The sequence below is a fragment of the Bartonella sp. AP88HLJMH genome, assembly GCF_042195605.1.
GTDB lineage: Bacteria > Pseudomonadota > Alphaproteobacteria > Rhizobiales > Rhizobiaceae > Bartonella.
In genome coordinates this window covers 30,344-56,049 of record NZ_JBHIOR010000011.1, presented here as the reverse complement: position 1 = coordinate 56,049, position 25,706 = coordinate 30,344, and the positions used below count along the sequence as shown (strand labels likewise).

The 25,706-nt window shown below is 37.6% G+C and carries 22 protein-coding genes and 1 pseudogene; 15 read left to right on the top strand and 8 right to left on the bottom strand.

Translation table 11 applies throughout. The annotated features are described in order from the left end of the window. Window positions 1-21: 21 nt before the first annotated feature. The 4 genes from ACFIMA_RS06485 to parA all read right to left on the bottom strand — a co-directional run bounded on the left by ACFIMA_RS06485 (window position 22) and on the right by parA (window position 2,546). Window positions 22-234, bottom strand: coding sequence for an EexN family lipoprotein (locus ACFIMA_RS06485; RefSeq protein ID WP_375621543.1), 213 nt, complete (start codon window positions 232-234; stop codon window positions 22-24). A 3-nt stretch (window positions 235-237) separates the two neighbouring features. After that, entirely contained in the window at window positions 238-504 is a 267-nt protein-coding gene (locus ACFIMA_RS06480) for an EexN family lipoprotein (RefSeq protein WP_375627920.1), read from the bottom strand. Window positions 505-1,689: 1,185 nt separating this feature from the next. Continuing rightward, entirely contained in the window at window positions 1,690-1,920 is a 231-nt protein-coding gene (locus ACFIMA_RS06475) for a plasmid partition protein ParG (RefSeq protein WP_273790969.1), read from the bottom strand. Next, entirely contained in the window at window positions 1,917-2,546 is a 630-nt protein-coding gene (gene parA / locus ACFIMA_RS06470; protein WP_375653186.1) for a ParA family partition ATPase, read from the bottom strand. Before parA ends, ACFIMA_RS06475 begins: the two co-directional genes overlap by 4 nt. 997 nt (window positions 2,547-3,543) lie before the next feature. Between parA and ACFIMA_RS06465 the strand changes: the two genes are divergently transcribed. Beyond that, window positions 3,544-3,873 carry a TIGR01244 family sulfur transferase gene (locus ACFIMA_RS06465; RefSeq protein ID WP_375613563.1) on the top strand — a complete coding sequence of 110 codons (330 nt, stop codon included), beginning with the start codon at window positions 3,544-3,546 and terminating at the stop codon, window positions 3,871-3,873. Between the two features lie 2,110 nt (window positions 3,874-5,983). Here the strand turns inward: ACFIMA_RS06465 and ACFIMA_RS06460 are convergent. Beyond that, a complete protein-coding gene (locus ACFIMA_RS06460) occupies window positions 5,984-6,985 on the bottom strand; it encodes a bifunctional riboflavin kinase/FAD synthetase (RefSeq protein WP_375674947.1) in 1,002 nt (333 codons plus the stop codon). Continuing rightward, window positions 6,985-7,830, bottom strand: a complete 846-nt coding sequence (locus tag ACFIMA_RS06455) for a TIGR01459 family HAD-type hydrolase (RefSeq protein ID WP_375660101.1) — start codon at window positions 7,828-7,830, stop codon at window positions 6,985-6,987. Before ACFIMA_RS06455 ends, ACFIMA_RS06460 begins: the two co-directional genes overlap by 1 nt. Before the next feature lie 1,194 nt (window positions 7,831-9,024). Here ACFIMA_RS06455 and ACFIMA_RS06450 point away from each other — a divergent pair. After that, window positions 9,025-9,384 carry a helix-turn-helix domain-containing protein gene (locus ACFIMA_RS06450; RefSeq protein ID WP_375613566.1) on the top strand — a complete coding sequence of 120 codons (360 nt, stop codon included), beginning with the start codon at window positions 9,025-9,027 and terminating at the stop codon, window positions 9,382-9,384. 1,037 nt (window positions 9,385-10,421) lie between these two features. Here ACFIMA_RS06450 and ACFIMA_RS06445 read toward each other — a convergent pair. Both ACFIMA_RS06445 and ACFIMA_RS06440 read right to left on the bottom strand, forming a co-directional pair. Beyond that, window positions 10,422-10,544 (bottom strand): annotated as a pseudogene (locus ACFIMA_RS06445) (hypothetical protein); the annotation flags it as partial. A gap of 1,149 nt (window positions 10,545-11,693) precedes the next feature. Then, window positions 11,694-12,419 carry a hypothetical protein gene (locus ACFIMA_RS06440; protein WP_375638527.1) on the bottom strand — a complete coding sequence of 242 codons (726 nt, stop codon included), beginning with the start codon at window positions 12,417-12,419 and terminating at the stop codon, window positions 11,694-11,696. Between the two features lie 398 nt (window positions 12,420-12,817). Here ACFIMA_RS06440 and ACFIMA_RS06435 point away from each other — a divergent pair, with 398 nt between their 5' ends. From ACFIMA_RS06435 to traG, 13 genes are all read left to right on the top strand, one after another. Then, window positions 12,818-13,141 carry a TrbC/VirB2 family protein gene (locus ACFIMA_RS06435; RefSeq protein WP_375613587.1) on the top strand — a complete coding sequence of 108 codons (324 nt, stop codon included), beginning with the start codon at window positions 12,818-12,820 and terminating at the stop codon, window positions 13,139-13,141. After that, window positions 13,142-13,450, top strand: a complete 309-nt coding sequence (locus ACFIMA_RS06430) for a type IV secretion system protein VirB3 (RefSeq protein ID WP_273723684.1) — start codon at window positions 13,142-13,144, stop codon at window positions 13,448-13,450. A 22-nt stretch (window positions 13,451-13,472) separates the two neighbouring features. Next, window positions 13,473-15,827, top strand: coding sequence for a VirB4 family type IV secretion/conjugal transfer ATPase (locus ACFIMA_RS06425; RefSeq protein ID WP_375613568.1), 2,355 nt, complete (start codon window positions 13,473-13,475; stop codon window positions 15,825-15,827). Beyond that, a complete protein-coding gene (locus ACFIMA_RS06420) occupies window positions 15,824-16,309 on the top strand; it encodes a type IV secretion system protein VirB5 (protein ID WP_375686162.1) in 486 nt (161 codons plus the stop codon). The genes ACFIMA_RS06425 and ACFIMA_RS06420 overlap by 4 nt, the downstream gene beginning before the upstream one ends. Next, entirely contained in the window at window positions 16,296-17,282 is a 987-nt protein-coding gene (locus ACFIMA_RS06415) for a type IV secretion system protein (protein WP_375610597.1), read from the top strand. The genes ACFIMA_RS06420 and ACFIMA_RS06415 overlap by 14 nt, the downstream gene beginning before the upstream one ends. A gap of 210 nt (window positions 17,283-17,492) precedes the next feature. Beyond that, window positions 17,493-17,795 carry a type IV secretion system protein VirB7 gene (locus ACFIMA_RS06410; protein ID WP_375610598.1) on the top strand — a complete coding sequence of 101 codons (303 nt, stop codon included), beginning with the start codon at window positions 17,493-17,495 and terminating at the stop codon, window positions 17,793-17,795. Then, window positions 17,749-18,453 carry a virB8 family protein gene (locus ACFIMA_RS06405; protein WP_375610599.1) on the top strand — a complete coding sequence of 235 codons (705 nt, stop codon included), beginning with the start codon at window positions 17,749-17,751 and terminating at the stop codon, window positions 18,451-18,453. The genes ACFIMA_RS06410 and ACFIMA_RS06405 overlap by 47 nt, the downstream gene beginning before the upstream one ends. Continuing rightward, entirely contained in the window at window positions 18,450-19,316 is an 867-nt protein-coding gene (gene virB9 / locus ACFIMA_RS06400) for a P-type conjugative transfer protein VirB9 (protein WP_375612192.1), read from the top strand. The genes ACFIMA_RS06405 and virB9 overlap by 4 nt, the downstream gene beginning before the upstream one ends. Beyond that, window positions 19,309-20,469, top strand: a complete 1,161-nt coding sequence (gene virB10, locus ACFIMA_RS06395) for a type IV secretion system protein VirB10 (protein ID WP_375693236.1) — start codon at window positions 19,309-19,311, stop codon at window positions 20,467-20,469. Before virB9 ends, virB10 begins: the two co-directional genes overlap by 8 nt. Next, entirely contained in the window at window positions 20,466-21,536 is a 1,071-nt protein-coding gene (gene virB11 / locus ACFIMA_RS06390) for a P-type DNA transfer ATPase VirB11 (protein WP_375676826.1), read from the top strand. Before virB10 ends, virB11 begins: the two co-directional genes overlap by 4 nt. 65 nt (window positions 21,537-21,601) lie before the next feature. Beyond that, on the top strand, window positions 21,602-21,817 hold the full coding sequence (locus ACFIMA_RS06385; RefSeq protein WP_375693235.1) for an antitoxin VbhA family protein: 216 nt from the start codon (window positions 21,602-21,604) through the stop codon (window positions 21,815-21,817). 10 nt (window positions 21,818-21,827) lie between these two features. After that, entirely contained in the window at window positions 21,828-23,462 is a 1,635-nt protein-coding gene (locus ACFIMA_RS06380) for a BID domain-containing T4SS effector (RefSeq protein WP_375693234.1), read from the top strand. 156 nt (window positions 23,463-23,618) lie between these two features. Then, the gene (gene traG, locus ACFIMA_RS06375) at window positions 23,619-25,535 is read left to right on the top strand and encodes a Ti-type conjugative transfer system protein TraG (RefSeq protein ID WP_375632461.1); all 1,917 of its coding nucleotides are present in this window, start codon (window positions 23,619-23,621) and stop codon (window positions 25,533-25,535) included. The last annotated feature ends 171 nt before the right edge of the window (window positions 25,536-25,706 follow it).

Sequence of the window (25,706 nt, the reverse complement as noted above, 5' to 3'; positions counted from 1 at the left end):
TTACAAAGTTTAGGACACAATTTAGGGCCTTAAAAAAAGTTCTACATATGCTTGTCGAAGGTTTTTACAATTTTGAGAGGATTTGAGCGGTGAATCATCGTTCTCACATTTCTTTGCCCATTCCTCGTATAATTTTTCATTTGTTTTAAATTCTTTTACACTATAAGTTTTTTCACAACCAGTAACGGCAAGTCCAGTACAAAGCAGCAATGCTGTAATAATGACTTTATTCATAATTTAATTCCCTTCCTTTTTATCTTCAGTTTTTTCTTGGTCGTCCTTTCCAGAGCCAAAAATTCCCCATTTTTTACGAGTTTCTAATTCAGCTTGTTCTGCGTTTTTACAATTTTTTGAATCAAAACTTCCTGCAATAAAACATTTCTCTAACCACTGATTGAGTAATTTGGGATCTTTCTTAAATTCCGTTACGCTGTAAGTTTTTTCGCAACCAGCAACGAAAAGTCCAGTACAAACCAGCAATGCTATAATAATGGCTTTATTCATCAATAAATTCCCCTTTTTCAAATTTACAAAGTTTAGGACACAATTTAGCACCCGATTAAAATTGTACATTCGGTTCATTGTGCATTTTCAAAAATTTTAAAATCCACTTCTGTACGCGAATATTTTATTAACAATATCTTTGGGTTCACATCCCCTCCTATATTGTGACCTTGCGTCTACTTTCCTTTGCAAATACGTACACTTCCAACGCAAACATGTTAAATCATGAAAACTGCCTTTCATTTATCAGACTTGCATTTGTAACATTATCTGCACGGCAGCTCTTTGTATTTGAAGTGTTAAAACTTCAGCAAAAATTCTGATATCTTGACATTCTCAAAAAGCTTTTTAATCATTTCTTTTCCTTCAAGAACCTTTTGGTAACGAGAAGCAGCACGATATCTTACCCAAAATTCGTCATGCCTATATCCATTGCAAATTCTCTGCAAACGAAAGAATACAGCTTTTAATCAACTAATTGCGCTCTTATCATTTCTAAACCACCGGAAAAGAAAGAAAGCTTTAAGTCCCCCTGTACTTTTTAAAAGCCAATAGAAATGCTAAAAAAGCGATCTTATACATTCCAATTGAAGAAAAAAGCCTATTGCCTTGCGTACCATTACAACTGGCATTAACTATTTAAGACTATAAAATCATATAAATGTAAGAAATATTTTCTATAATATACTCAATGACTTCTTTTGTTTATTAGGAAAAATTATAGCGCGTCAATATCAGTAAATTTTACTTATTTTTGTCCCCCCCTTTATAAACATGAATATAATTTAATAAAACGGATTGCTGCATAACAGAAAAAAATAATCAACGCTACTCTTAATTACATTATTTACGCATGTATTAAGTAAAATAAACAAAAAAATAACCTGATGTTTTAAATCATTATCAAGATAATTTTTATGGAAGAAGAAACTTATCTATTCATCTAGCGGATAAGATCACAAGTAGTATGATGATTATCACATTTATAGGGAAAAGTTTGAAACGGAGAATTTTTCGCAAACTCATAGCTCTTTCATGAGATAATACAGAACCTTATGAAAAACAACTTGAATGAAGCAACCATCGTGAAAAAGGAAGAGCGCTTTTATTATTAACTTCGTATAAAAACAATCAATATCATCTCTAGAAAAAGCATTCAAAGCAACGAAATTATCGTATCATTTTTTACACTTTTCCGTATTTTTGTGAAAGCAATTCGCGGACCTCATCAGCTATTTTAGTTCCACGACTTGCACAACTGACCTTAATCAACCGATGCAAACTTTCTGGTATATCAATCGTGAGGCGCTTCATACCTCCACTCATGCTCCCTTTGTGGCTTCCTACCCATGCATCCGCTGTTAAAGGGATTGATTTATTCGTTGGTTTTGTGCCGATTTTAATTTTTTTATTCATCGTGCTAACTCCTTGATTTCCGCTGCAACCGCTTCAATCTCTGCTGCTGCTGGTCCTTGCTTATCAACTTCATAAACCGCCTTCCCCTGTGCTGCTGCTTCTGCAAAAATCACACGCTGCGCAACGCTAGAAGAAAGAACATGTACGGGGTATATGCCAAGAGCTTCGTTCACATCACGCCCTATCGCTGTATTGACGATTTTACGATTAATAACAAAAGCAGATTTGAGATTTTCTTTATAAACACGTGCTTCGTCAATCAGCTTTACAATTCCATCCGCTGCCCAAATATCATAGGGACTAGGCAAAACAGGGATAAGCACCAAATCCGAAGCCATAAGAGCACTACGAGCAAGATCAGTTACACGCGGAGGACCATCGATAATAATATGATCATAACCATGACCAATCTGTGTAATCTCTTTGTGAACCGTTGCACGCGGTAAACCAATAACCGAAAACAAAGGTGCATCTTCACGCGCAGCAGCCCAATCCAATGCGCTTCCCTGTGGGTCAACATCAATAAGCAATACCCGTGTACCAGTACGTGCAAAACTGGCAGCAAGATTAACACTCAACGTCGTTTTTCCGACACCTCCCTTTTGATTCAAAAGTCCAATGATCATCCATTACGCCTTTCAGTATTATCGTTTTTACGATTATACTGAAAGTAATAAAAGAAACAAGCATCCAATACGTGCAAAATAATCATTTCTCCCATTTTCAGGATAAATAATAATAGCCCGCAATTTTTTATAATATTCTTTAACATGAGCAAAACATTATGAAGATGATATTCTTGAAAATAACAAAATAAATTTAAAAGAGGCATGCTCTTCTTCCCCCCCCACCCTAAAACGAAGATTCTTAAATCCATGTCGATCTGTAAACAATGCGCTGTAAATGATCCAGCTTCTTATTTTGCACTGGCCTTTTGGGACTCTCCCTTCATGCAATCCACTTAATGCAACTCTACAAACAAGCTCCACTCTGAATATACAACAAACTATAAGGAGAATTCATTGTTTTGCACGTTGAATGAGAGAGCCGAAATCAGGAAGATTCTCTCATTTCATGCCTCTTATATTAAATTAATCAAAATCATATCTCTTGTACGTACAATCAGGGCTGGCGTGTGGGTAAAAACTGTACAAGAAAGGATTTAAAATGCTTCTTATGCAGAATCTCAAGTACCAAGAACTATTACAATATTGGAGGTTGGCAAATATAACAATGGTACCGACTTCCTTCTTCATAAGCATAAAAAGGGTGGTGATCCATGAATTTTATACTCTTTGACGCTCGACAGAGTAAAATGGGCTTAAGAGAAATAAGGGTACCTCTAGCAAACGCGTAAACAAACAACACAATGAAATGTCTATGCTGAGTAAACACTATAGATTATCCATAAAGACCAAACATCCGTCTTTCATAAGATCGCATAACGAACATGTTGCGGAGTGAGATATTTTGCATCTTACAGCTCATTTTTCCCAAATAGATTTTCTCGACAAAAAGAATATTTTTGTTAAGATGCCACTGAAAAACTTACCTTCATTATGTTCTTTCTATATACCAGACCAGAGGGTATCGTGAAGATCGTGCAATTGGGAATAAACAAAAATGAATTTACAACAAATTGAACCTGATATTTTTATCAGCGCCCAAATTAGCATAGAAAATATCAAAACATTGGCACAAGCTGGTTTTAAAACAATTATCTGTAACCGCCCCGATCACGAAGAGCTCCATCAACCTGACTTTTCTAGCATTAAAACGGTCGCAAATGAATATGGCATAAAAGCCTATCACATTCCCATTTCTCCTCCAACTATAGAAAAGTCAGCTGTTGAAGCCATGCAAACAATTTTAAAAACAGCCTCTCTGCCTCTTCTTGCCTATTGTCATCACGGATCACGCTCGCTGCATCTTTATCGTTTAGCGCGTCTTTAAACAGAGGGTTCGCACATTTCCTCCGCACCTTAAAAGACGAAGATTCTTAAATACGCATCGATTTGTAAAAAACAATCTGTCAATAATCTTTGTCTTGCGCCTTTCCCTTGGCTTGCCACTTCATAAAACTCTACAAGCAAGCTTTGCTCCTCAATATACAACAAGCATACACACCCGAAGCCATAAAAATGCGTGAAAATTCATATGATGATCGAAGAAAATTATTTTCACCTCACCTTTTATCACTGCTCCACCTTCTTTTTCTCTTCCTTTACCAATACGAACTCATTCGTACGCCACAGACACCTAAAACGACAGTAAAACCACTAAGAAAACCCTATATTCCGAATAAAAGGCATGCAGAGTATTTTATAAAAAAAGCCGTAAGCCATAATCTATGGTTAACTACAACATATTGATTTATAACAATTAATTATTTTGCACGTTGAATGATAAATCCTAATACCGTAAGATTCTCTCAAGCCTATTTATATTGAAGCAATCAAAAGCGTGTTTCTTGCATGTCACAAGCAGGAAGTGTTCGTGTGAAATAAAACGAGTTAAGAAAAAACTCTCATAAGCGCTCTCAAATAGCCTAGACTGTACAACACTAAAGGCTTGTCAATATAACGGATGGTGTCGGATTGCTCTTTTATTAGGCATAAAGATGATAGCGCTCAACGAAACTTGTATGATACCATTCATGAGAGCCATCATGAAAATGAATATGAGAAGCGTTGAGAGATATTTCTTTAAAAGAAGTGCATAAATTAGCAAAACAAGGATATTCCAGCATTTTATTTTACCTGTGGGACGTGATATCCTATTCAAAGAACAACAAAAGCCTGAAGCTGTTATTTTCATGATTTAAGAGATATTGCTCTGGACCCTTTTGAAAGTGGCAAACCCGAATGTAAAAAGACTGTCATCTGGACTGATTTTCCCCTTGATAACTTCATATTTTTCCCCAATAAGGCTGTAGATTGATTTCAGAGATTATCCAAATGAATATAGCAATAGACTCTCCCCATCTGGTATACAAAAGCTGTAACAGTAGAGAGAGCACTAAAGCGCCTTAATCCTTATCTCAAACATACTGCTCGCGTTGAGAATCGCTAAACAAAAAGTTTTATGAGAAAAACAACACCATAAAGTCATGAATAGACCGAACATAGATTGGAAAGATGTTCTAACTTTTATCCAATATTTCTATCAAAAAACAACAAAACATTATTGGCTTTGTGTTTTCATATCCTTACAAGACTGTCTTTCCTTTGCATTATAGGCGTTACATTTGTGAAAGACAAAGGAAATATATGGATAGTTTTTAACTTGAAAATCTGAAAGATTGACGTGTTACGACAACAAAATTGTGCCTTTATCCATCAAAAGCATTAGAAATTTTGAAACAATACACCTGCTTTCTCGCAATGATTTCTTTTATCTACAATCAATCGCAGTCTCCTTAATATGCATTCCCCATCACAATATACAAGAGAAACGAAACTTAAAGCATTTTCCAGCAGCTTCATTCTCGTTTACGTGATTGGTTAGCACGAAAACTGCTGCTGACCACTAATCTTCTTCACAAGACTCGACAAACAAAACTTTTGTAAAAATATTCATTACATAATACAAAATATCACATGCGTAAGGTTACACGAACCAACTCTCATCATAAACGATGATACGGCATAAATGACATAATAAGCCAAATTAGAAAAAAGAAACAATAACCTTTTAAAATAAAAAAAGTCATCAATTAAATTTTATCAAACTATAAGCTTAAAATCGCAAGAAATTTTAAAAACAGCCTTTCTCCTTCTTCACATCTATTATTGCTAAATAGGCTGGTTGCTTATTCTTTACTGCATCTTTTATGACGAGTTTTAACGGATCAGAAAGAAACAAGCAGTAAAGTTTTGAATGACAACAAAAACCATAACGTTAACTTTGAAAAAAATGATGCCAAAATCAGATCTTCAGATATTCGATTCTCCCTCTCAACAACGGAAAAAACATATATTCCACGATGTTTTGGAATATATCTTTGTGATTATAATCACTTTAAGTGCTATTTTTACAGCTCTTCTCTCTTTTTCAGATCAGTTTAGGACATATTTTTAAAAGTAAGCAGCCTATCCAACGTTGATAATGGTTGTACTGTCTTTAAAATTTCTTTTGCTTTTTTTTCATCACGATGCATTTGCGCAATCAAAGGTTCAAGCCCATCAAATTTTTCTTGTCCTCGCAAAAACTGGAAAAAAGAAACGATACAGCTTTCCCCATAAAGGTCGTCGTTAAAGTCAAACAAATAGGTTTCCAAAAGGGGCGCCCCATCCTTAACAACCGTTGGACGACAACCAAAGCTTGCAACACCATCATACAAAACACCGTTCGCACGACGCAAACGTACCGCATAAACACCATGAGCCAAACGAACTTGGGGAGGCAACATTTGATTAGCGGTAGGAAATCCCAAAAGACGTCCAAGTTTTTCACCTTGAATAATATTGGAGCGTATCCGATAGTGATACCCTAACAAATGGGCTGCTTTGTCCACTTCCCCTTGTGAGAGAAGTTGCCGAATAAAACTCGAGGAAATGATCAAAGATTGTGACTCTTGAGGACGAGCAACGCAAGGAACTTGCACAACCTCAAATCCATATTTCTCTCCCCTTTGGCAAAGAAGATGTACATTTCCACTTTTCTGATGACCAAATTGAAAATTTTCGCCTGTCACCACAACTGAAACATCAAAAACTTCCTTTAAAAACGACTTAATAAATTCGTCCGCTGAAAGAGCGGCAAACTGTGCATCAAAGGGCTGTTCAATCACGCCGTCAAAACCAAGGGTTTTAAAAATTTCAGCTTTTTCAGCTGCCTCTGTCAAACGATAGACAGGAGCTGAATGTTGAAAAAAACTTCTTGGATGGGGTTCAAACGTTAAAACAACTGCTGGTTTCTTTTTTATACGGGCGAAATCAAGCGCTTTTTGCAACACCACCTGATGTCCGCAATGAACACCATCAAAATTTCCAAGTGCCAACACTGCTCCCCGCCAAGCCGAGGGAAACATATGAATTCCCTGAAGACGCAAAAAATTAGTCATTACTGAAGTGCCCACATGATTGCTTGTGGTTTATAACCATGACGTTCAAGAAAAGAATGCAAAGCTTGCTTATCAACCACACCATTTTGCGTATAATCATAATGATGAATCCCCCCCATAATATAAAGGGCATCAAGACCAAAATGAGCCGCCCCCTTAATATCCGTTAAAAGACCATCACCAATAGCTAAAACTTGACTTTTTTCTACTGTTCCCCGTATTTTTTGAAGTTTTTCAAAGGCACATTCATAAATAGGCGCGTGAGGTTTTCCAGCAATGCGCACCTCCCCCCCTAATTGTTGATAAAGACGAGCCAATGCACCAGCGCACCAAAATTCTTTATTTCCATAATGGACAATCACATCTGGGTTCGCACAAATAAAAGGTAAATTCCGCGACCGCATGCGACGAAACATCTCCTCATAAGCAGAGGGTTCTTCGTCAAAATCTTCAAGAAAACCGCTACAGACGACAACAGAAGCCTCCCATTCTTCAACAAATTCACACTCTAACCCTTCAAACAGCACCAAATCATGCTGTGGACCAATGAAAAAAACTTTACGCGGAGCAGTCAGAATAAGATCGCGCGTTACATCCCCTGAAGTGATAATGGCATCATAATAGTCGCTATGAACATTCATACTTTGTAATTGAGCAGCAACATCTTCCCGTAGCCGAGGAGAATTGGTCAATAAAATGACAGTTTTTCCCATTTGTCGGATTTTATACAACGCCTTCAACGCTGGTTCAAATGCATGTACACCGTTATGCACAACACCCCACACATCACAAAAAACAGCATCATAATGCGCTATAATAGTCTCAATATGGGTAACTTCATTCATGGTGCACCTATCTCTATTTGTCATTTAAAGCTGTCTTTTACTTCAAAATTACTTACCGAAAGATAATACTTGTGTCATCTGCTTTCTCAAACCATATCCCAACTTTTTATCGTCTATAGAGATCATAAGAAATGATAAAATAACTAAGTTATCATTAAGTTGTGCAAAATTCTAAAATGCTTGATAGCAAAAGCTTATCATTCCCCAATGCTATTTTTCTCATAAAAATTTTAATTCTAACAACAACGACGTTGATAGAGTTTTTTATCTAAAATACTCAAATTCTTCACTGAGAAAATAAACGTATCCCCCTCTTAAAAACATGCATCATGAGAAAGCCCAATATATTTTCTCATTTCAAATTTGTTTATATTGAATCAATCAAAACCTATTCGCTTACATATTATAAGCAGAGAGCGTACAGATAAAAACACGTGAAGAAAGAAAAAATAGCTCTTAGGCTCCCTTTCAAAGGCAAAAACTGTCGTAATATTTTGAACTGGCAGAGAGTATGTGCCGTCCGAGCATCTTTTTTTCAGTAAAGATAGCAATATAGCTTTTATCCCATTTATAGAGGCTTTTACGCTATATACTTTACGAAGCACCATTGTAAAATAGGCGCTAACATTGAGAAATATCTTCTAAAACAAACATGTGAATATACAACAATAAGATCTATAATGTTTTGAGTTTATTTTGCATGAGGGCTCTTTACTCATAAAAGCTTTCCCCTATCATCATGATATCTCAGACGCATCAAAACAAATCATTTTGATTATTGGTTAAGGACAGCACCGTAAGCGGTAACTTGAGCTTAAAAACCAAGGTTTACCTTCGTAAAATGCATATCTGATGTCATGAGTTGAGTAAGCAAACCTTAAAACTTTGAAAGGCAAACAACCTCCTATTTAAAAAAATCTATCCGTCTCAAGAAAAACTATTTTTATTGCCAATCTCCTAAAATTACTTTATGAATCGAAAAATGTTTTGATCGCATACGCAACGATCAAAAGGGGTCTTGAAAACCCGAAACCCTAGCGTAAAAATAAACCCACTATGTGGGTATCCCGGAATTCCGGGAGATTTTGCTATGTCCAGGTGCTCCAAGCACTAAAAGCAAAATGCTGACTAGGGTTCAGTGTTTTCAAGCTCCCGGAATACCAATGCGAGGGCGCTCGCACCTGGAGGGGGGAAATGCAAGCTCAAAATCTTAATATTGATCTTTTTGTAGGCAAAAAAATTCGCTTTAGGCGAAAAGTGCTAAAAATGTCTCAAAAAACATTAGGGCATCATTTAGGTGTCACTTTTCAACAAATCCAAAAGTATGAAAAAGGCTTAAATCGCGTGAGCGCAGGACGTTTAAAGGAAATTTCCGATATTTTGAATGTTCCACTTGCCTTTTTTTACACTGATATCATCAAAAAAGACAACACCCCGTACCATTATGATGAAATCGCCTCGAGCAAAGAGGAATATTTGCTTTTAAAAAGTTTTAGAGTCCTCACATCTGTCAAGCAGAAAGCGATTTTAAACTTAATTTGTGATCAAAATTAAAACGCTTTAAAAGCATAGCTATAAAGTGCTACACACCCTATTCTTGTCTTTCTCCCCACACCCCAAAAGGATGCCCCCCCCTCCTCAAACCGGTTGATAAACGATCCGCCTTTTCAAAAATAGCTCCTTCTCAGCTTCCCATTTCATATGGTTCCTTTCACAAAATTATATAAACAAGCCCTCCCTTGAATATTCATCACACTCTCTTATCAAAACACCCCATGTATAAAGTTTTATGTCTTATATCACCACACCCGCAAACAATAGCGTTTTACAGCACAACAGAATAAGTATTTATCTGTATTTAAAGAGTGGCCCCCTTTTCGCTATGGACGCTCTATTTATTTTAAATGATGTACATTTAATATACCTGCTATTAAAGACTTAGTATCTGTTATAAAGTCTTAAAGGCATATTTTCCCTCTAAAATCTCAATGCTACACCAACTCTATCATAAGGCAAAACATTGATTTATAAAGAAAATTTATTGTTTTACATGTTGAATGAGAATCCAGAATATCGTAAGATTCTTTCATTTCAGACTTGTTCCATGTTGAATCAACCAAAACTATATCTCTTGCAGGTTACAAGTGGGAAGAGGCGTATGGATAAAAACTATTAAGTAAGAATTAAAAATGCCTCAAACGAACCGTCTTAATGCAAGATCTGTCGCAACATTGGGGGCTGGCAAATATAATGATGGTGCCGGCTTATTCCGTTATGAAGCGTAAAGATGGGGGGCTCAATGGATTTACCCTTATACCCCTTTACGAACAGCGTCGCAAAATAGGCTTGGATACCTTAAGAGATGTTTCTATAAGACAATGCTATCCTGTTTTCTCATGATCATAATCCTCAATCTAACAAAGATGAAACAAACAATAGGATTGCGAATATGATTTGGGGAGCTCATCTGAAAGATGAAAAATGATAAAAAAATCCGCTATAACAATTGAAGAAGCGAGCATTCGTTGAGCCGTAACTTCTTTATTTTAGAATTTTTATATCACACTTTACTGTTGAGTAATATGTATTTATTAAAATACATGACCACGGTCTAGAGCATCAAGCTTTGGCGAGAAAAACATTTCAGTATCTGCTTGTAAGACATTTTGACAATTTTTAGATTCCTTAACAGCTTGTCCTGAAAGAGAACACTTCGTTCCCCATTCTTCTCTTAATTTTGCATCTTTTTTTAAATCTTCTACGCTATAGGTTTTTCACACCCCACGACGAATAATAGAGTCATGCATAATAAATAATTTTTTTCATTTTACTCCTCTTTAAATACCTTATCTGTTAATATCATCCCCCCAAATGAGGGTTGAATTTTCACACTGTATGAGAATACAGCCTCACTATCACTTGCTTGCTTTCAAAGTGAATACTCTGAGTAAAATAACGCAAGAAGAGCTCACAATAGCCATCGTATGAGTTTGTCATAAAATACAATGAGAAGGGAAAGAGCCCAAACTGAATACAAACGATGAAATCAGAAGGCGCATTAATGCTTTTGTTCAACTGATTTCAAATAGTTACATTGCAATAGGCATCGCCCCTAGCCCTATAGAAAGCCTATGAGCATTATAATACTTAAATCTCACGATCAATGGACTATGCAGCCATAACAAAAAAGTATGAGCTCTTTTTACCTATTTGTATGTTGATTATTGTTCCTCCATCGAGGCCTAAATAGAAACGTTTTGTGATATATAGAAAACAATCAGCAATGCAAATCATTTTACGAAGATTTCTTCGTGTAGAGTCTATTTGAAATCCATCCATCATTTGGAAGTCTGAATTTAAAAGCAGATAATTATGAAAGCTTTTCAAGGAATGCAACAGATTGATCACTTTTAAAGAAGTAAAAAACGTGATCCAATCCTGAAGACAAAAATTCTGATGAAAAAACTTTTGCTATGAATTCTTTTAAGGCATTGTGAAAGATTTTATCCGTTATATCAAACGTTACACCATTTTGGGGTCTGTTTATTTTTTACTTTTATCAACACCGCTCTAGAAATCCGTTTCTTGAGCGTTTTTTATCGCCTCACTTTCTCCTTCAAACACAAATACTCAAAAATGCTTTGCCACCAACAATGACATTTTCCTGCTTTTATAAAACACATAAGTAAAAATAGAGAAGCGATTTTGAAAGCAACCCTCCCTTGAAAAGGGAAGTACCATCCATTTACTTCCTAAACGAAAATAATCTCACCGTTTATTCAAATTTGCTCTACGATTTGGTACAATTTTATTGATAAAGTTTTCTCTATAAAAATTTAAGTAAATATGTTCGTTAAAACCAATCATGGACTAGCAAAGGGGTTATAGGATCCATTATCTCGCCGCCATTTTAAAGGTTCAGTGAAATCACTCGACCAAAGACCAATCTTATTGCCACGTGCTTTTTCTTCCGCATGATGATACTGGGCTGGAATAGGATTTTTCCCCTCTTTTGAGAGTACCAACATACCTTCTTTAAGACCTTCCTCAGCTAAATCAACCCCTTGAACAAAACATTGCGCATAATAAACACCATTGTGCATCAAAGCCTGTTTACAGGATAAATCCTGCCCAAGTGTTTTGGTGACAAGCCAAGCCGTTGTAACCGCACCACAGGGCCATTCTTGATCATTTAATCTTGCTTTTTGACGGGGTGCACATGTGTCAACACCATAAAGATGAATATCACGGGAGATATGTGAGCGCCAAGATTGTGCAGCAGGCGTCAGTAATTTAAATGTAACCCCACTTGTAACAGAAGCCTTACCATGAAAAACAACAGCATTATTTGCAACATCATTTAATGAAACACTCTTCTGCAAATCGAGAGCTGGTTCATTTTTTTCTAATTGCTGTTTGGTGATAGATCTACCCAACTTTTTTTCTTCTCGATAGAGATCGACAATATCTTGGATATCTTGCGTCTCAAATGTTTTAAGAATGCTGAAATCCATTTTATCTTTATATTGGCTTAATCCCCACACCGTAGCCCCCATAATGTAAATAATAACAATCAATTTAAATAGCATCTCTTAACACGCTCGCTCAAAAAATTCGTTTTTTTCCTATCATGTCAGATTATTGATCAGCAATCCCCTTGTTTTTAAAGAAAAAATCCAAATATAAGTGTTGCAGATTAACTACATTTTGTAAAGAATGATATTCTTTCTTTCATTATTTTAATATTGTTATTTTTACCAATATACACAACTTAAAATTGCCATTTTCATGTAACACAATCTCAATTTGAAAAGACTTCTGTCTCTTTACGAAGAAGAGCTTGAGAGTGAACAGATCCACGATCAAGGCTTTTAAAACAAACAAACGAGAAGAATTAAACTGTCATCAAATGACAGCACTTTCCAGTTTGTTAGAGGCAATGGAATGTCGACATATGAACAAATATTATTTGTTAAAGAGAGGTAAAATGACAGATAATAGATTCCAAAACATCATTTTTATCGTGACCATGCTGCTTTTTACGGCAGTTTTTGTATCTGATTTTTCTTATGCTGCTTCTTCTACTACTGGTGGAGGTGGTCTGGGAAATCTTGATGGTGTTTTAGGCAACATTGTCACAATGATGACGGGTCCAACGGCAAAGCTTATTGCTATTATATGTGTTGCTGCTGTGGGGATTGGCTGGATGTACGGCTTTATTGATTTACGCAAAGCAGCTTACTGTGTTCTGGGGATTGCTATTGTTTTTGGTGCCCCTGCTCTTGTCGGTAAATTAGCGGGCACAACATAAATGAACGAAGATACTCTTTTCCTTGCCTGTACGCGCCCAGCCATGTTTGCTGGTGTTACAATGGAAGCGATGGCGCTCAATGTCATGGCGACATCCATTCTTTTCATTTTGACCAGTGATTTTACCATGTTTGGTCTTGGGATTGGGATACACTTTATTTTGCGAGAAGTGACAAAGTACGATCACAACCAATTTCGCGTATTATTTGCATGGCTCAATACCCGAGGAAAACAAAAAAACCTCAACCGATGGGGAGGAGGTTCAACCTCCCCTTTACGCCTTATCCGCACTTATAAGGAACTAAGCTGAAGGAACGAAATTGGTGAAACAGATGTCAATAATGAAACGGGAAACTTTGCCTGAAGAATATATTCCCTATATACGCTACATCAACCAACATGTCGTTGCTTTAAATTCACGCTGTTTAATGGTTGTGATGGCTGTTGAGGGTATAAATTTCGACACCGCGGATATTGATCAATTAAATTCTTTACACAACCAATTAAACACCCTTTTAAAAAATATCGCAGACGAACGGCTTGCTTTATATTCTCACATCATCCGCCGCCGTGAAACGATCTACCCAGAAGGTCATTTTCTTTCATCTTTTGCAACAACATTAGATGAAAAATATAAAAAGAAAATGGTTTCGCAAGAACTGTATAGAAATGATCTATTTATTTCACTGGTTTGGAATCCGGCCGCGGATAAAACAGAAAAGCTGGTTTCATTTTTTCAGCGCTTGAGCAAAGCCAAGAAAACACAATCTGAGCCCGATGAGGAAGCTATTCGTAAACTCGAAGAGTTAAGTCAAGATCTTATGCAAGGTTTGGAAGAATATGAAGTCCGTCTGCTATCCATCTATGAACATGAAGGACTTTTATTTGCCGAACAAAGTGAATTTCTCCACCAGCTAGTGGGGGGAAGACGTGAGCGTATTCCTCTCACATTTGGAACTATTGCTTCAACAATTTACTCGGATCGTGTTATTTTTGGGAAAGAAATTATCGAAATTCGCCATGAAAGCAATGAACGCTTTGTGGGCATGTTTGGATGGAAAGAGTATCCTTCTAAAACACGCCCAGGTATGACTGATGGTCTGCTTACGGTGCCATTTGAATTCATCTTAACACAATCCTTTGTCTTTAAAAGTAAGGCAGCCGCCAGTGCGATTATGAGCCGCAAACAAAATCAAATGATCAATGCAGCTGACCGTGCTAGCTCACAAATCGATGCACTGGATGAAGCGCTAGATGATTTAGAATCAAACCGTTTTGTTTTGGGAGAACACCACATTTCTTTAGCTGTTTTTGCTGATCATCCCAAAATATTGTCTGAAAACTTATCAAAAGCACGTTCCCATTTAACCAATGGGGGAGCCGTGATTGCCAGAGAAGATTTAGGATTGGAAGCAGCATGGTGGGCACAGCTTCCTGGAAACTTTAGCTATCGTGCGCGTTCAGGCGCCATTACCAGCAGAAATTTTGCCGCTTTATCGCCCTTCCATTCTTTCCCTGTTGGCAAACTGAACGATAATGTTTGGGGAGCTGCTGTCGCATTGCTAAAAACACAGGCTGGTTCACCTTACTATTTTAATTTTCATTATGGCGATCTTGGAAACACATTTGTTTGTGGTCCATCAGGATCTGGTAAAACAGTGATTGTTAATTTTCTTCTTGCACAATTACAAAAACACAATCCAACAATGGTTTTTTTTGATAAAGATCAAGGAGCAGAGATTTTTGTACGGGCTGGAGGAGGGAAATACAAACCTTTAAAAAATGGGCAGCCCACGGGTATTGCTCCCTTAAAGGGCATGGAATACACCGAAAAAAATAAAATCTTTCTTCGTAATTGGATCTTAAAGCTGGTGACCGCTGAAGGGCAAATCGTAACAGAAGAAGAGCGACAAGATATCGCCAAAGCCATTGATTCCTTGGAAAACTTACCCCCAACCCAGCGCTCTCTTGGTGCCCTTCAACTGTTTTTTGACAACACATCCAAAGAAGGAATTGCCATACGGCTGCAACGCTGGATTAGAGGCAATGATTTAGGATGGGTTTTTGATAATGACCAAGATGATCTCAATTTAAATGCGCAGTTCATTGGCTATGACATGACCGATTTCTTAGATAATGAAGAAATTCGGCGCCCCTTAATGATGTATCTCTTTCACCGCATTCTTGATCTGATTGATGGGCGGCGCATCATTATCGTCGTTGATGAATTCTGGAAAGCTTTAGAAGATGATTCATTTAAAGCTTTTGCGCAAGATCGGCTAAAAACAATTCGTAAACAAAATGGCATGATGCTCTTTGCAACACAAAGCCCTAAAGATGCTTTGAACTCAACAATCGCGCACACAATCATTGAGCAATGCCCCACCCAAATATTTTTTCCAAATCAAAAAGCAAATTACAATGATTATGTCGAAGCTTTCAAACTTACTGAGCGTGAATTTGAACTGATACAGTCAGAGTTAAGCAGAGAATCCCGTCGTTTTCTCATCAAACAAGGACAAAGTTCCGTCGTTGCAGAACTTAACTTACGTGGAATGAATGATGAGATCGCCGTTTTAAGCGGCACAACAAAAAACATTGAACTCATGAATGAAATTATCAACGAATATGGAGCTGCCCCTGACAAATGGCTGCCCATATTTTATCAAAGGAGAAAAAATCAATGAAAAAATATGGCTTAGTTACACTGTTATCTTTTTCTTTTATTTCTCATGCAATAGCGCAAACAACACCTGATGTGGATGAATATTATAAACAAGCACTCGAGAACACACAAAAATTAGACGCTGCAAAATCAGAAACAGCTGAAAACATTTATAAAAGCGCAACTGAAACTGCAAAAAAAATCAAAGACATAAGTCAACAACTTGAAAATATTAAATCAAAACCAGACACAAAACCAGAAGAATTGCAAGCCCTTCGACAAGATCTTCAAGTAAAGCTTTCTCTTCTTCAAGCCGATCTTCAAGTAGCTTCTTTAAAACTTCAGTCTCTTGATATGATTCAAGCAAGAGATACGAAGACAAAAGATGAATTACGTGAAGAAAAGGAACAAAAAAAGCATAAATATCTTGAGGCACAATTAAAAGAAAAAGAAAAAGAATTAAAAGAAAAACTTGAAAGTACAAGTACAAATGTCAGACTTTAGTTTTTCTCCCTTTGAAAGCGTTTCTGGGTATATTTTAAAACCCCTTGATAATGTGATGGACACGACGGTGAGTGGGCTGTCTTCTGCTATTTCAGCGCCCTTAAATCTCGCCGCAATCATTTTTATCTTTCTTTATGGCTATAATGTTATGACAGGTCGCGTTGCGCTTTCCATGCATAGTCTTCTCAATAATGTTGTTAAAATCGTTGTTGTTACAACAATGGCAACGAATGCGGATACATTTAATACTTATGTCAAGGATATTTTCTTCAATGATTTATCCAATGCTATTGGGAATGCGCTTAACAGTAATCCTGCAAGCTCCAATGTTTTTGATTATATTTTGTTAAAGGCAAGTTCGCGTTATCAAGAAGTCTTATACAATGCTTGGTTTTTTGAAAAAATCATTGTGGGTCTTCTTGGTTCTATCATGCTTCTCGCGGTTATTCTTTTTTGTATAGGTGGTTTTATTGTGCAAATGTTTGCACAAGTTGCACTCGTCATGATTATAGGTCTTGGGCCTCTATTCATTAGTTTGTATTTGTTCAATGCAACGCGAAAATACTCCGATGCATGGATTACAACTTTGATCAATTTTACCATTTTACAAGTTCTCGTAATCATGCTTGGAACCATTATATGTCAAGTTATCCTACAGGTTCTCAAAGTTTCATATGAATCAATTTACGTTCTTTTTCCCCCTGTCATCGTCATTTCGATCATAGGAGTTATTATCTTCCGTGCGCTTCCTGGTATTGCAACAGCGCTGGCCTCTGGCGGACCATACTTTAACGCTGGTGTCTCTTCAGGAGGACAGATTTTTACAATGCTTTCCAATGGTGCAAGAGCGAGTGGCAATGCAGTAAAAAGTGCCACTTCACAAATCTCAGGAGCTGCCGGTAACGCTGTTAGAAGTGCGGCAGGGGCGGCAGCAAAAGCAGGTAAATCTGGAGGCGGTCGTGGTCGATTTTAAGATAAAGCACCTCTTTAAAAGAATAAGCATTTTTGTTTTTGCCTTGTGTGCGCCCTTTGGCGTACACGCCATGATCCTGTTCCAGATAAGATCTAACATCTTGGGTCTAACAATAAAACCAATCAAAACCTTGCATCACATAAACTTGTAAAAATGTTCAGAACAAAGGCTCTCATGCATTGTATTCCAAGATATTTGTGAGTTCAAAAAATGAAACGAAAAATAACTTTTGTTATGGTCCTAACAATCGCTCTTACTGGTTGTGCCTCTTTGAGTGGCCCTAAAAAACCACCACGCTGTAATGGCAAACATACACGCGCTTTAAATAAAGATAAGTGGAATTGGGACAATAAAAACATTGTCTACCCAGAAAAGAGTGTAAAGCCTGTTACCACTCCCATCATTCTCAATACTTTGGAAAGTGAAAAAGTAACAGCCAATTCAGCTTTATTAAAGCCGGTTATTCATGAAGCACGATCTGATAAAACTGTGGAGGTTATGCGTGAAAAGTGATGCCCTTGAAGAATATATAAAAGAAGCGCGCTCATTTGACATTGATCGCATGCATAGCATGCGCGTGCGGATGAAAATCTCCATGGCTTTAACAGTGCTTTTTGGATTGATGACAATTGCGCTGGCTTTAGCTGTCGCAGCTTTGACACCTTTGAAAACGGTAGAGCCTTTTGTTATCCGCGTTGATAACTCAACAGGCATTATTGATACTGTAAGCGCCCTAAAAGAATCCCCTAACGACTATGATGAAGCGATAACGCGTTATTTTGCCAGCCAATATGTTCGCGCTCGTGAAGGTTTTCAAGCATCAGAAGCAGAAAACAATTTTCGCTTAGTCTCTCTTTTATCTTCTCCAAAAGAACAAAACCGTTTTGCAAAATGGTACGCGGGCAATAATCCAGAAAGTCCGCAAAATATTTATCATAACATGATTGCTACGATCACAATCAAATCAATCTCTTTTATAAGTAAAGATCTTATCCAAGTTCGTTACTATAAAACGATCAGAGACTTGAATGAAAAAGAAAATATTTCCCATTGGATTTCAATCTTAAATTTTTCCTACGTGAACGCACACATTTCAACGTCTGATCGTCTTATCAACCCTCTTGGTTTTCAAGTATCGGAATATAGATCTGATCCAGAGGTGATAAAATGATCAGACTTTTACAAACAATCTCTTTAATTTTTACGATCACTGTCAGCTTTCACACAGCTCTCTCACTTGCGGAAACAGCGCCTGTCAGTGCACGTAAAGATAACCGCATCAGATTTGTCAATTATGACCCCTACAACGTCGTACAAATCATTGGCTCCATTCGCTCTTCGGTTCAACTAGAATTTGCCGTTGATGAAGAAGTAACCTATGTAGGAATTGGAAATTCGGTTGCTTGGCAAGTTGCACCGGCTGGACACTTTGTTTTTCTCAAACCACGTGAAGTTCAGCCTGTGACAAATTTACAAATTGTCACAAGCCGCCAAGATGGAACACAACGCTCTTATCAATTCGAGCTACAAGTCCGTGAAGGCGATGTTTCAGCCGGCAATGAGACGTATTTCTTGGTAAAGTTTCGTTATCCAGAAGATGAAGCCTTACGTAAGAAATTAGCCGAAGCAGAAAAAGAAAAACAACGTGAAGAAAACTTTGTCAATGATATTTTAAATATCCATGAAGATTTTGGACCACGCAATTGGGCTTATGAAGCTCAAGGCTCATCTCTTATTGAACCTGCTTCTGTCTATGATAATGGGAAAACAACAACCTTTACCTTTTTAGGCAACATTGAAATCCCTGCCATTTACATTGTATCGCCTGATGGGCAAGAAGCGCTTATTCCCAAATCGATTAAAGGCAACAAGGTTATTGTTCATGCAACAGCTGCACAATTCACGCTACGACGTGGGAATGAAGTATTGTGCATCTTTAACAAAAGGTTCGTACCAAAAGGAATTAATCCTGAAACAGGTACGACATCACCATCTGTACAACGTAAAGTGAACCTAGGAAGCAGCCATGAATAACACCGTGGATGAAAAAAGCATTAATGATCGCGATACAATAAAAAATGCTCAAGGGAAAAGTCAACAGAACAATGTGGGGAAAGCTATTGCTCTTATTATTCTTTTCAGTGTCTGTCTTTATTTAACCTATTCAACACTTGTTACAGACAAAAAGCAACCAATTGAATCTTCAAAAGAAGGAAAAGTTATAAAACAAACAGAGCTTTTTCGTCCTGCAAAGCCTACCCCTCCCCCCTTTGAACAGCCTCAACGAAATAACGCTCTATTACCAAAAGTCGAGCTACCAACACCAAACATCAATCAATTAAATTCTGATGACTCACTGCTGGAAGCAGCACAACGTGCTCCTGTATTAGCTTATGCAAGTACACAACAAGGCAAAATAGATTCACAAACAAATAATGGTGCTTTGCCTCACCAACTTGAAAGCAAACCTGATGAAACGACACAACGTTTTAATCATCTTCTCAAACCCACAGTGCTTGAAGGTATTCGTGCTTCAACCCTTGGCAATCGAAACTACATCATCGCGATGGGAACTTCTATTCCTTGTATTTTAGAAACAGCCATCAACAGTGATCAACAAGGTTTTGCCAGTTGTATCATCTCCAGAGATATCTTATCAGACAATGGTCGTGTTGTGCTTCTTGATAAAGGCACCCAAATTGTTGGTGAATATCGCGCCGGATTGAAAAAAGGCCAAACACGTCTCTTTGTACTATGGAATAGAGCAAAAACCCCCAATGGTATCATTATATCTTTAGCTTCACCGGCAACGGATGCTTTAGGGCGTTCTGGTATGGATGGAGATATTGATAACCATTGGCTCGAGAGGATTGGGTCTGCGCTTCTTGTCTCACTAATAAAAGATGCAACACACTATGCCAATAAACGTTTATCAAAAAAACAGGAAAAAGAAGAAACTGAAACAATCTCTTCAGGACAAAACATCGCAAACATTCTCGTAGAAAATTACGCCAATATTCCTCCAACATTATCCAAAAACCAAGGGGAAATGGTGAATATCTTTGTTGCCCGCGATTTAGATTTTTCCAGCGTTTATAAATTGAAAGTCATCGAAAACAAAAAACAGATTATCAATCGAGCTGTTTCAAGAAACTTTTACAAAAATTCGGCGGTAACTTTAGAATGAACTCAAACTTACATACCATGAGCGATGAAACCGTTGCGATTGTTCTCACAAAACTTGAACCCATCAGTGCTTTTTTGAAAGATGAGAGACTCTTTGAAATTGTTATCAATCGTCCCTATCAAGTCATGACTGAAGGATTTGATGGATGGAAAACAATAGAAGCACCGGGGCTCTCTTTTAATGAGCTTATGGGGATTGCGAAAGTTGTCGCATCCTATTCCAAGCAAAACATATCGGACAAAAACCCAATATTATCTGCAACGCTACCAGGCAATGAGCGTATTCAAATTGTCATTCCGCCCGCTGTCGAAAAAGACACGATTAGTATGACAATTCGTAAACCGTCATCGCAGAGTTTTTCTCTCGAAGAGCTCGCCAAGAAAGGCCTCTTCTCGTTATGTGAACAGGTCTCTTTCACATCCTTGAATGACTATCATTCTCGTTTTAACGAACTCAAAATCATCGAGCATAATTTAGCCAATGCCTACTGTAATAAAGACTTTGTCTCTTTTTTAAATCAAGCTGTAGAATGCCAGAAAAATATTTTAATTGCGGGAAAAACCGGTTCGGGTAAAACAACATTATCAAAAGCATTAATCGCCAAAATCCCTCAAGAAGAGCGTATTATCACCATTGAAGACACGCAAGAATTGGTGATACCACACCCTAACCATGTCTCAATGTTCTATTCAAAAGATGGACAAGGCTTAGCCTCCGTTGGCCCCAAAGAGTTACTTGAATCATCTTTACGGATGCGTCCTGATCGTATTCTTTTGCAAGAACTTCGAGATGGTACAGCCTTTTATTATATCCGCAATGTCAATTCAGGCCATCCAGGTTCCATTACGACGGTTCACGCATCAACAGCACTTGCAGCCTTTGAGCAGATGACCCTTTTGGTCAAAGAAAGTGAAGGCGGTGGTGATTTAGAGCGTGATGATATTCGAGGACTGTTGATTTCAATGATTGATATCATCATCCAATGCAAACGGATTGAAGGAAAATTTAAGGTCACAGAAATTTATTACGATCCCTTCAAACAACGAAACATCTTTGGAGGTGACTAAAAGAAAATCACACCGGCTGCCAAAGGCTCTTTTAAAGCAACAATTGCAAATAAGAGAAAAAATGCATGAAAACCAACGAAACAGAAAATAGAGAAAATCTTTTATCGATGACAGAAGAAGAATTAAAAAAACGCCGTGAAGCCGTTGAAGCAGCCATCAGCACCCATGCGATAGAGGGAATAGCGCTTCATCCTACAACACTCAAAATTTTAGAAGAATACACAAAGGGGAATATTTCACTCGAGGAATTTAACACTCTTATGGACAACGTAAAATTATAAGGAAGCTACAATGCCAAAAGCAAAAGCAAAGACAAAAAATATACAGACAGTTTCTCCCCATCATTATGTTTACCCAAACACCACAACACTCAAAAATAAATATGGAATAAAAGACTTAAAATCCTTTCTGGAGAAATGCTCACATGATACAGCAGAAGCAATGGTTAATCTGCGTGAAGCCCCCTTACCAGAAAAATTTGATACCTCCTATCTATGTTCTATTCATCAACATCTATTTAAAAATACCTTTGAATGGGCTGGTCATCTTCGCTATCTTCCCTTTACATTTGAAGATGGTACCACAGCCGCCATGCCCGAAATGAAAAGAACAGGCTGGGAAAATCCTTTTGCACTCGGCGATGAAATCCAAGACGGTTTACAAAAATTAGATCAAACGCTTGCCGAAAAAGATAATTTGCAAGACTTAACGCGTGAGAAATTTAACGCTGAAGCAATAAGCTTATTTAACGCCCTTAACCAACTTCATCCTTTTAGAGAAGGCAATGGACGTACACAACGGGTCTTTTTTGAAAAGCTTGCTCAAGCAGCAGGGCATCAGCTTGACTTTTCACTTGTTACAAAAGAACGCATGATGCTCGCCAGTGTTGCTGTAGCAGAAAATGGTGATCTAGAACCAATGCAACATCTGTTTGAAGATATCTCTAATCCCAATAAAATACTTCTTTTAAAGGAATTCATGAGCAACATGAAAGAACTTGGGCGCAATGTTAATGATCGTCCCGTTATGGTTGCAAAAGAGGGTGAAACCTACACAGGGATGTATAGAGGTGCTGGTTATGATAGCTTTGCATTCAATGTTAAAGGGGCTTATATCATCGGTAATAAAGAGCATCTCACACAAGAACAACTCAAAACATTAAAACCCGGTGACAAATTTACCTTTACAGTCCCAAAAACAAAAGAGCTTGAAAGCATTCTCATTCCACAAGAAAGATTAGCTCCTTTGACAGAAAATGAAAAAGCCGAAATGATTGCTGAAGATTCTTGCGTACACACAAGCTTAAAACAGATCCAGAAATTGGCAAAAATTGTTTATGGTAACGAAAAAATATTAGACAAACAGATGGTAGAGATCATCAAAAATCCAAGCTTAGGCCAGCAGCTCGCCAACCAGATTGAAAGAGCACCGTACTCTATTTCTCATCTTGCAGGTTTCAGTTTATGTGGACTACAAAATCAGGCACGCGCAAACGCTAAAAATCATCTTGAGATGCTCTGCACTGCCGTTGCAAATTTTGCCCATGCAGTGAGACATGCTGGGAAGGAAATTATGCAAGAACATGCAACAGAACAGAAGCGCCTTGCAACCACAGTAGAAATGCCAAGTCAAAGCTTGCAAGACCTCTTCACCTTGCCAAAAGAATTACAGCAAGAAGCTTTAGCAAAAAATCCTTCACTGCAAAAAGAGCTTACCGACTTTGTAAAAAACATCAATACCCGTCTCTCACAAAATGAACATAAAGCAGTCCAAAATAATGAGTATGAAACACTAGCTCAAAGCATTGGTGTATCAGAAAGTAAAGCTAGGCAAATTACAGAAATTATTAAGCAAACCAAAGAAGTACATCAACGAGCACAAATATGCACAATGCATCGTTCCCAAGCATTTGCTATGGCCTGCTAAGAATAGATAAAACCTTCCTTCTTCATGAGAAGAGCTCATAAACGAAAACTGTTTGGAGCGTTATCTGCACCTTTGCAAAAAAGAAAGAGTGTTAATATCACACACCTAAAAAGAACATTTCGCAGCATATTCTGATAGAATTGAAAGTAAAATATAATGAAATATACCAAAACACAAATGGTACTCATTTTAACCCCTATCGCTTTAGGTGCTTTAACGATATTCCTTGTCCCTCATTTTTTATTGTTTATAACAAATGGACTAAAAAGCGATCAAATTTATTGGACACTTCGTTCTGAGCCTTTATTAGTCTTAGCACTAACGGCTGCTGTTTCATTGTTGTATAGTCTCTCGCAAAAACTGCACCTGCGTAAAATGATCACTTTTGTCTCCGTTGTCTTTTTTGGAACAACCGCTCTTTACTATATTGGTGGTGAAATAAAACGTTTAAGTCCCTATGTTGGCCAACAAGGAATAACATGGGGCTATGCTCTTCAATTCATGGACCCCATGGTTGTTTTTGGCATCATCATTGGTGTTTTTTTTTCCATCATTCAATTCGTAACAACCCTTCCCCCTAAAAGTAAGGTCAAGCGTGCAAAAAAAGGTATTTTTGGTGAGGCCGCTTGGATGAATTTAAGAGATGCAGCAAAAATCTTTCCTGCCAATGGGCAAATTGTTGTGGGTGAAAGATACCGTGTTGATCAAGATAATGTGTGCAAAATTCCCTTTGCACCTGGTAATAAAACAACATGGGGAAAGGGTGGAACAGCCCCTTTGCTAACCTTTAATCTTGATTTTGGTTCAACTCATATGATCTTTTTTGCTGGTTCTGGTGGCTATAAAACCACAAGTACAGTAGTTCCTACGTGTTTAACCTATCCAGGATCTATTGTTTGTCTTGATCCTTCAACAGAAGTTGCCCCAATGGTCAAATTTGCGCGTCAAAAGATGGGGAATAGAAATGTCATTGTTCTCGATCCCAATTCATTTTTAACAAAAAATTTTAATGTCATCGATTGGCTTTTAGACGACAGCGTACCACGCACACAACGCGAAGCGAATATTGTAAGCTTTTCCAAGTTGCTCCTTACAGATAAAAAATCAGACAATTCTTCAGCAGAATATTTCTCGACACAAGCCCATAATTTATTAACAGCTCTTCTTGCTCATGTTGTATTTTCTGATGAATATGAAGATAGCGAGCGCAATTTAAAAACGTTGCGTGGCATTCTCTCTCAATCAGAAACAGCCGTTGTTAATCAATTACGCATGATTCAAGAAACAACACCTTCTCCTTTTATTCGTGAAATGGTTGGTATTTTTACAGAAATGGCAGAACAAACCTTTTCAGGAGTCTATACAACCGCCTCAAAAGACACCCAATGGCTTTCTTTGTCCAATTACGCAGATCTTGTCTGCGGAGATGATTTTTTTTCCTCAGATATTGCAAATGGCAATACAGATGTTTTTCTCAATCTCCCCGCAAGCATTTTAAACAGTTATCCAGCTATTGGACGTGTAATTATTGGCGCCTTTCTCAATGCCATGGTTACAGCAGACGGTAACTATAAAAAGCGTGTTTTATTTGTCTTAGATGAAGTTGATCTTCTAGGCTATATGAATATTTTAGAAGAAGCACGCGATCGTGGACGTAAATACGGTACATCCTTAATGCTTTTTTATCAATCCTCTGGTCAGTTGGTCAATCACTTTGGAGAAGCCGGAGCACGCTCATGGTTTGAAAGCTGCTCTTTTGTCAGCTATGCTGCCATTAAAGATCTCCAAACTGCCAAAGACATTTCAGAACGCTGTGGTCAAATGACCGTTGAAGTAACCGGAACGAACAAATCAAGAGGCTTATCTTTAGGAAAGAGTTCATACAACGTCAATTACCAACAAAGAGCCCTGATTTTACCCCATGAGGTTATTCAAGAAATGCGTCAAGATGAACAAATTATTCTGATGCAAGGACAACCCCCTTTGCGATGTGGACGCGCCATCTATTTCAGAAGAAAAGAAATGTTAGCCGCAGCTGCAAAAAACCGCTTTGCTCCACAAAAGAAAAACTAAAAAACACCCTCTAATGGAGGCCATGCATCAAAACAAAAACATCAAAGGATAAAAGCAGAGATTCTATCTCATAAAAGCCTATAAAGAAGGAATTCCCGCTTGATACAACAAGAAAAATATGGGGAAAAGTCTTTAAATGATGGTATTATGCCTGTGCTTACCAATGCCAAT

Bases quoted from the DNA above. Each gene is read 5' to 3' on its own strand.
- ACFIMA_RS06485 (WP_375621543.1), bottom strand. From the start codon at position 234: ATGAATAAAGTCATTATTACAGCATTGCTGCTTTGTACTGGACTTGCC.
- ACFIMA_RS06480 (WP_375627920.1), bottom strand. From the start codon at position 504: ATGAATAAAGCCATTATTATAGCATTGCTGGTTTGTACTGGACTTTTC.
- ACFIMA_RS06475 (WP_273790969.1), bottom strand. From the start codon at position 1,920: ATGAATAAAAAAATTAAAATCGGCACAAAACCAACGAATAAATCAATC.
- parA (WP_375653186.1), bottom strand. From the start codon at position 2,546: ATGATCATTGGACTTTTGAATCAAAAGGGAGGTGTCGGAAAAACGACG.
- ACFIMA_RS06465 (WP_375613563.1), top strand. From the start codon at position 3,544: ATGAATTTACAACAAATTGAACCTGATATTTTTATCAGCGCCCAAATT.
- ACFIMA_RS06460 (WP_375674947.1), bottom strand. From the start codon at position 6,985: ATGACTAATTTTTTGCGTCTTCAGGGAATTCATATGTTTCCCTCGGCT.
- ACFIMA_RS06455 (WP_375660101.1), bottom strand. From the start codon at position 7,830: ATGAATGAAGTTACCCATATTGAGACTATTATAGCGCATTATGATGCT.
- ACFIMA_RS06450 (WP_375613566.1), top strand. From the start codon at position 9,025: ATGCAAGCTCAAAATCTTAATATTGATCTTTTTGTAGGCAAAAAAATT.
- ACFIMA_RS06440 (WP_375638527.1), bottom strand. From the start codon at position 12,419: ATGCTATTTAAATTGATTGTTATTATTTACATTATGGGGGCTACGGTG.
- ACFIMA_RS06435 (WP_375613587.1), top strand. From the start codon at position 12,818: ATGACAGATAATAGATTCCAAAACATCATTTTTATCGTGACCATGCTG.
- ACFIMA_RS06430 (WP_273723684.1), top strand. From the start codon at position 13,142: ATGAACGAAGATACTCTTTTCCTTGCCTGTACGCGCCCAGCCATGTTT.
- ACFIMA_RS06425 (WP_375613568.1), top strand. From the start codon at position 13,473: ATGTCAATAATGAAACGGGAAACTTTGCCTGAAGAATATATTCCCTAT.
- ACFIMA_RS06420 (WP_375686162.1), top strand. From the start codon at position 15,824: ATGAAAAAATATGGCTTAGTTACACTGTTATCTTTTTCTTTTATTTCT.
- ACFIMA_RS06415 (WP_375610597.1), top strand. From the start codon at position 16,296: ATGTCAGACTTTAGTTTTTCTCCCTTTGAAAGCGTTTCTGGGTATATT.
- ACFIMA_RS06410 (WP_375610598.1), top strand. From the start codon at position 17,493: ATGAAACGAAAAATAACTTTTGTTATGGTCCTAACAATCGCTCTTACT.
- ACFIMA_RS06405 (WP_375610599.1), top strand. From the start codon at position 17,749: ATGAAGCACGATCTGATAAAACTGTGGAGGTTATGCGTGAAAAGTGAT.
- virB9 (WP_375612192.1), top strand. From the start codon at position 18,450: ATGATCAGACTTTTACAAACAATCTCTTTAATTTTTACGATCACTGTC.
- virB10 (WP_375693236.1), top strand. From the start codon at position 19,309: ATGAATAACACCGTGGATGAAAAAAGCATTAATGATCGCGATACAATA.
- virB11 (WP_375676826.1), top strand. From the start codon at position 20,466: ATGAACTCAAACTTACATACCATGAGCGATGAAACCGTTGCGATTGTT.
- ACFIMA_RS06385 (WP_375693235.1), top strand. From the start codon at position 21,602: ATGAAAACCAACGAAACAGAAAATAGAGAAAATCTTTTATCGATGACA.
- ACFIMA_RS06380 (WP_375693234.1), top strand. From the start codon at position 21,828: ATGCCAAAAGCAAAAGCAAAGACAAAAAATATACAGACAGTTTCTCCC.
- traG (WP_375632461.1), top strand. From the start codon at position 23,619: ATGAAATATACCAAAACACAAATGGTACTCATTTTAACCCCTATCGCT.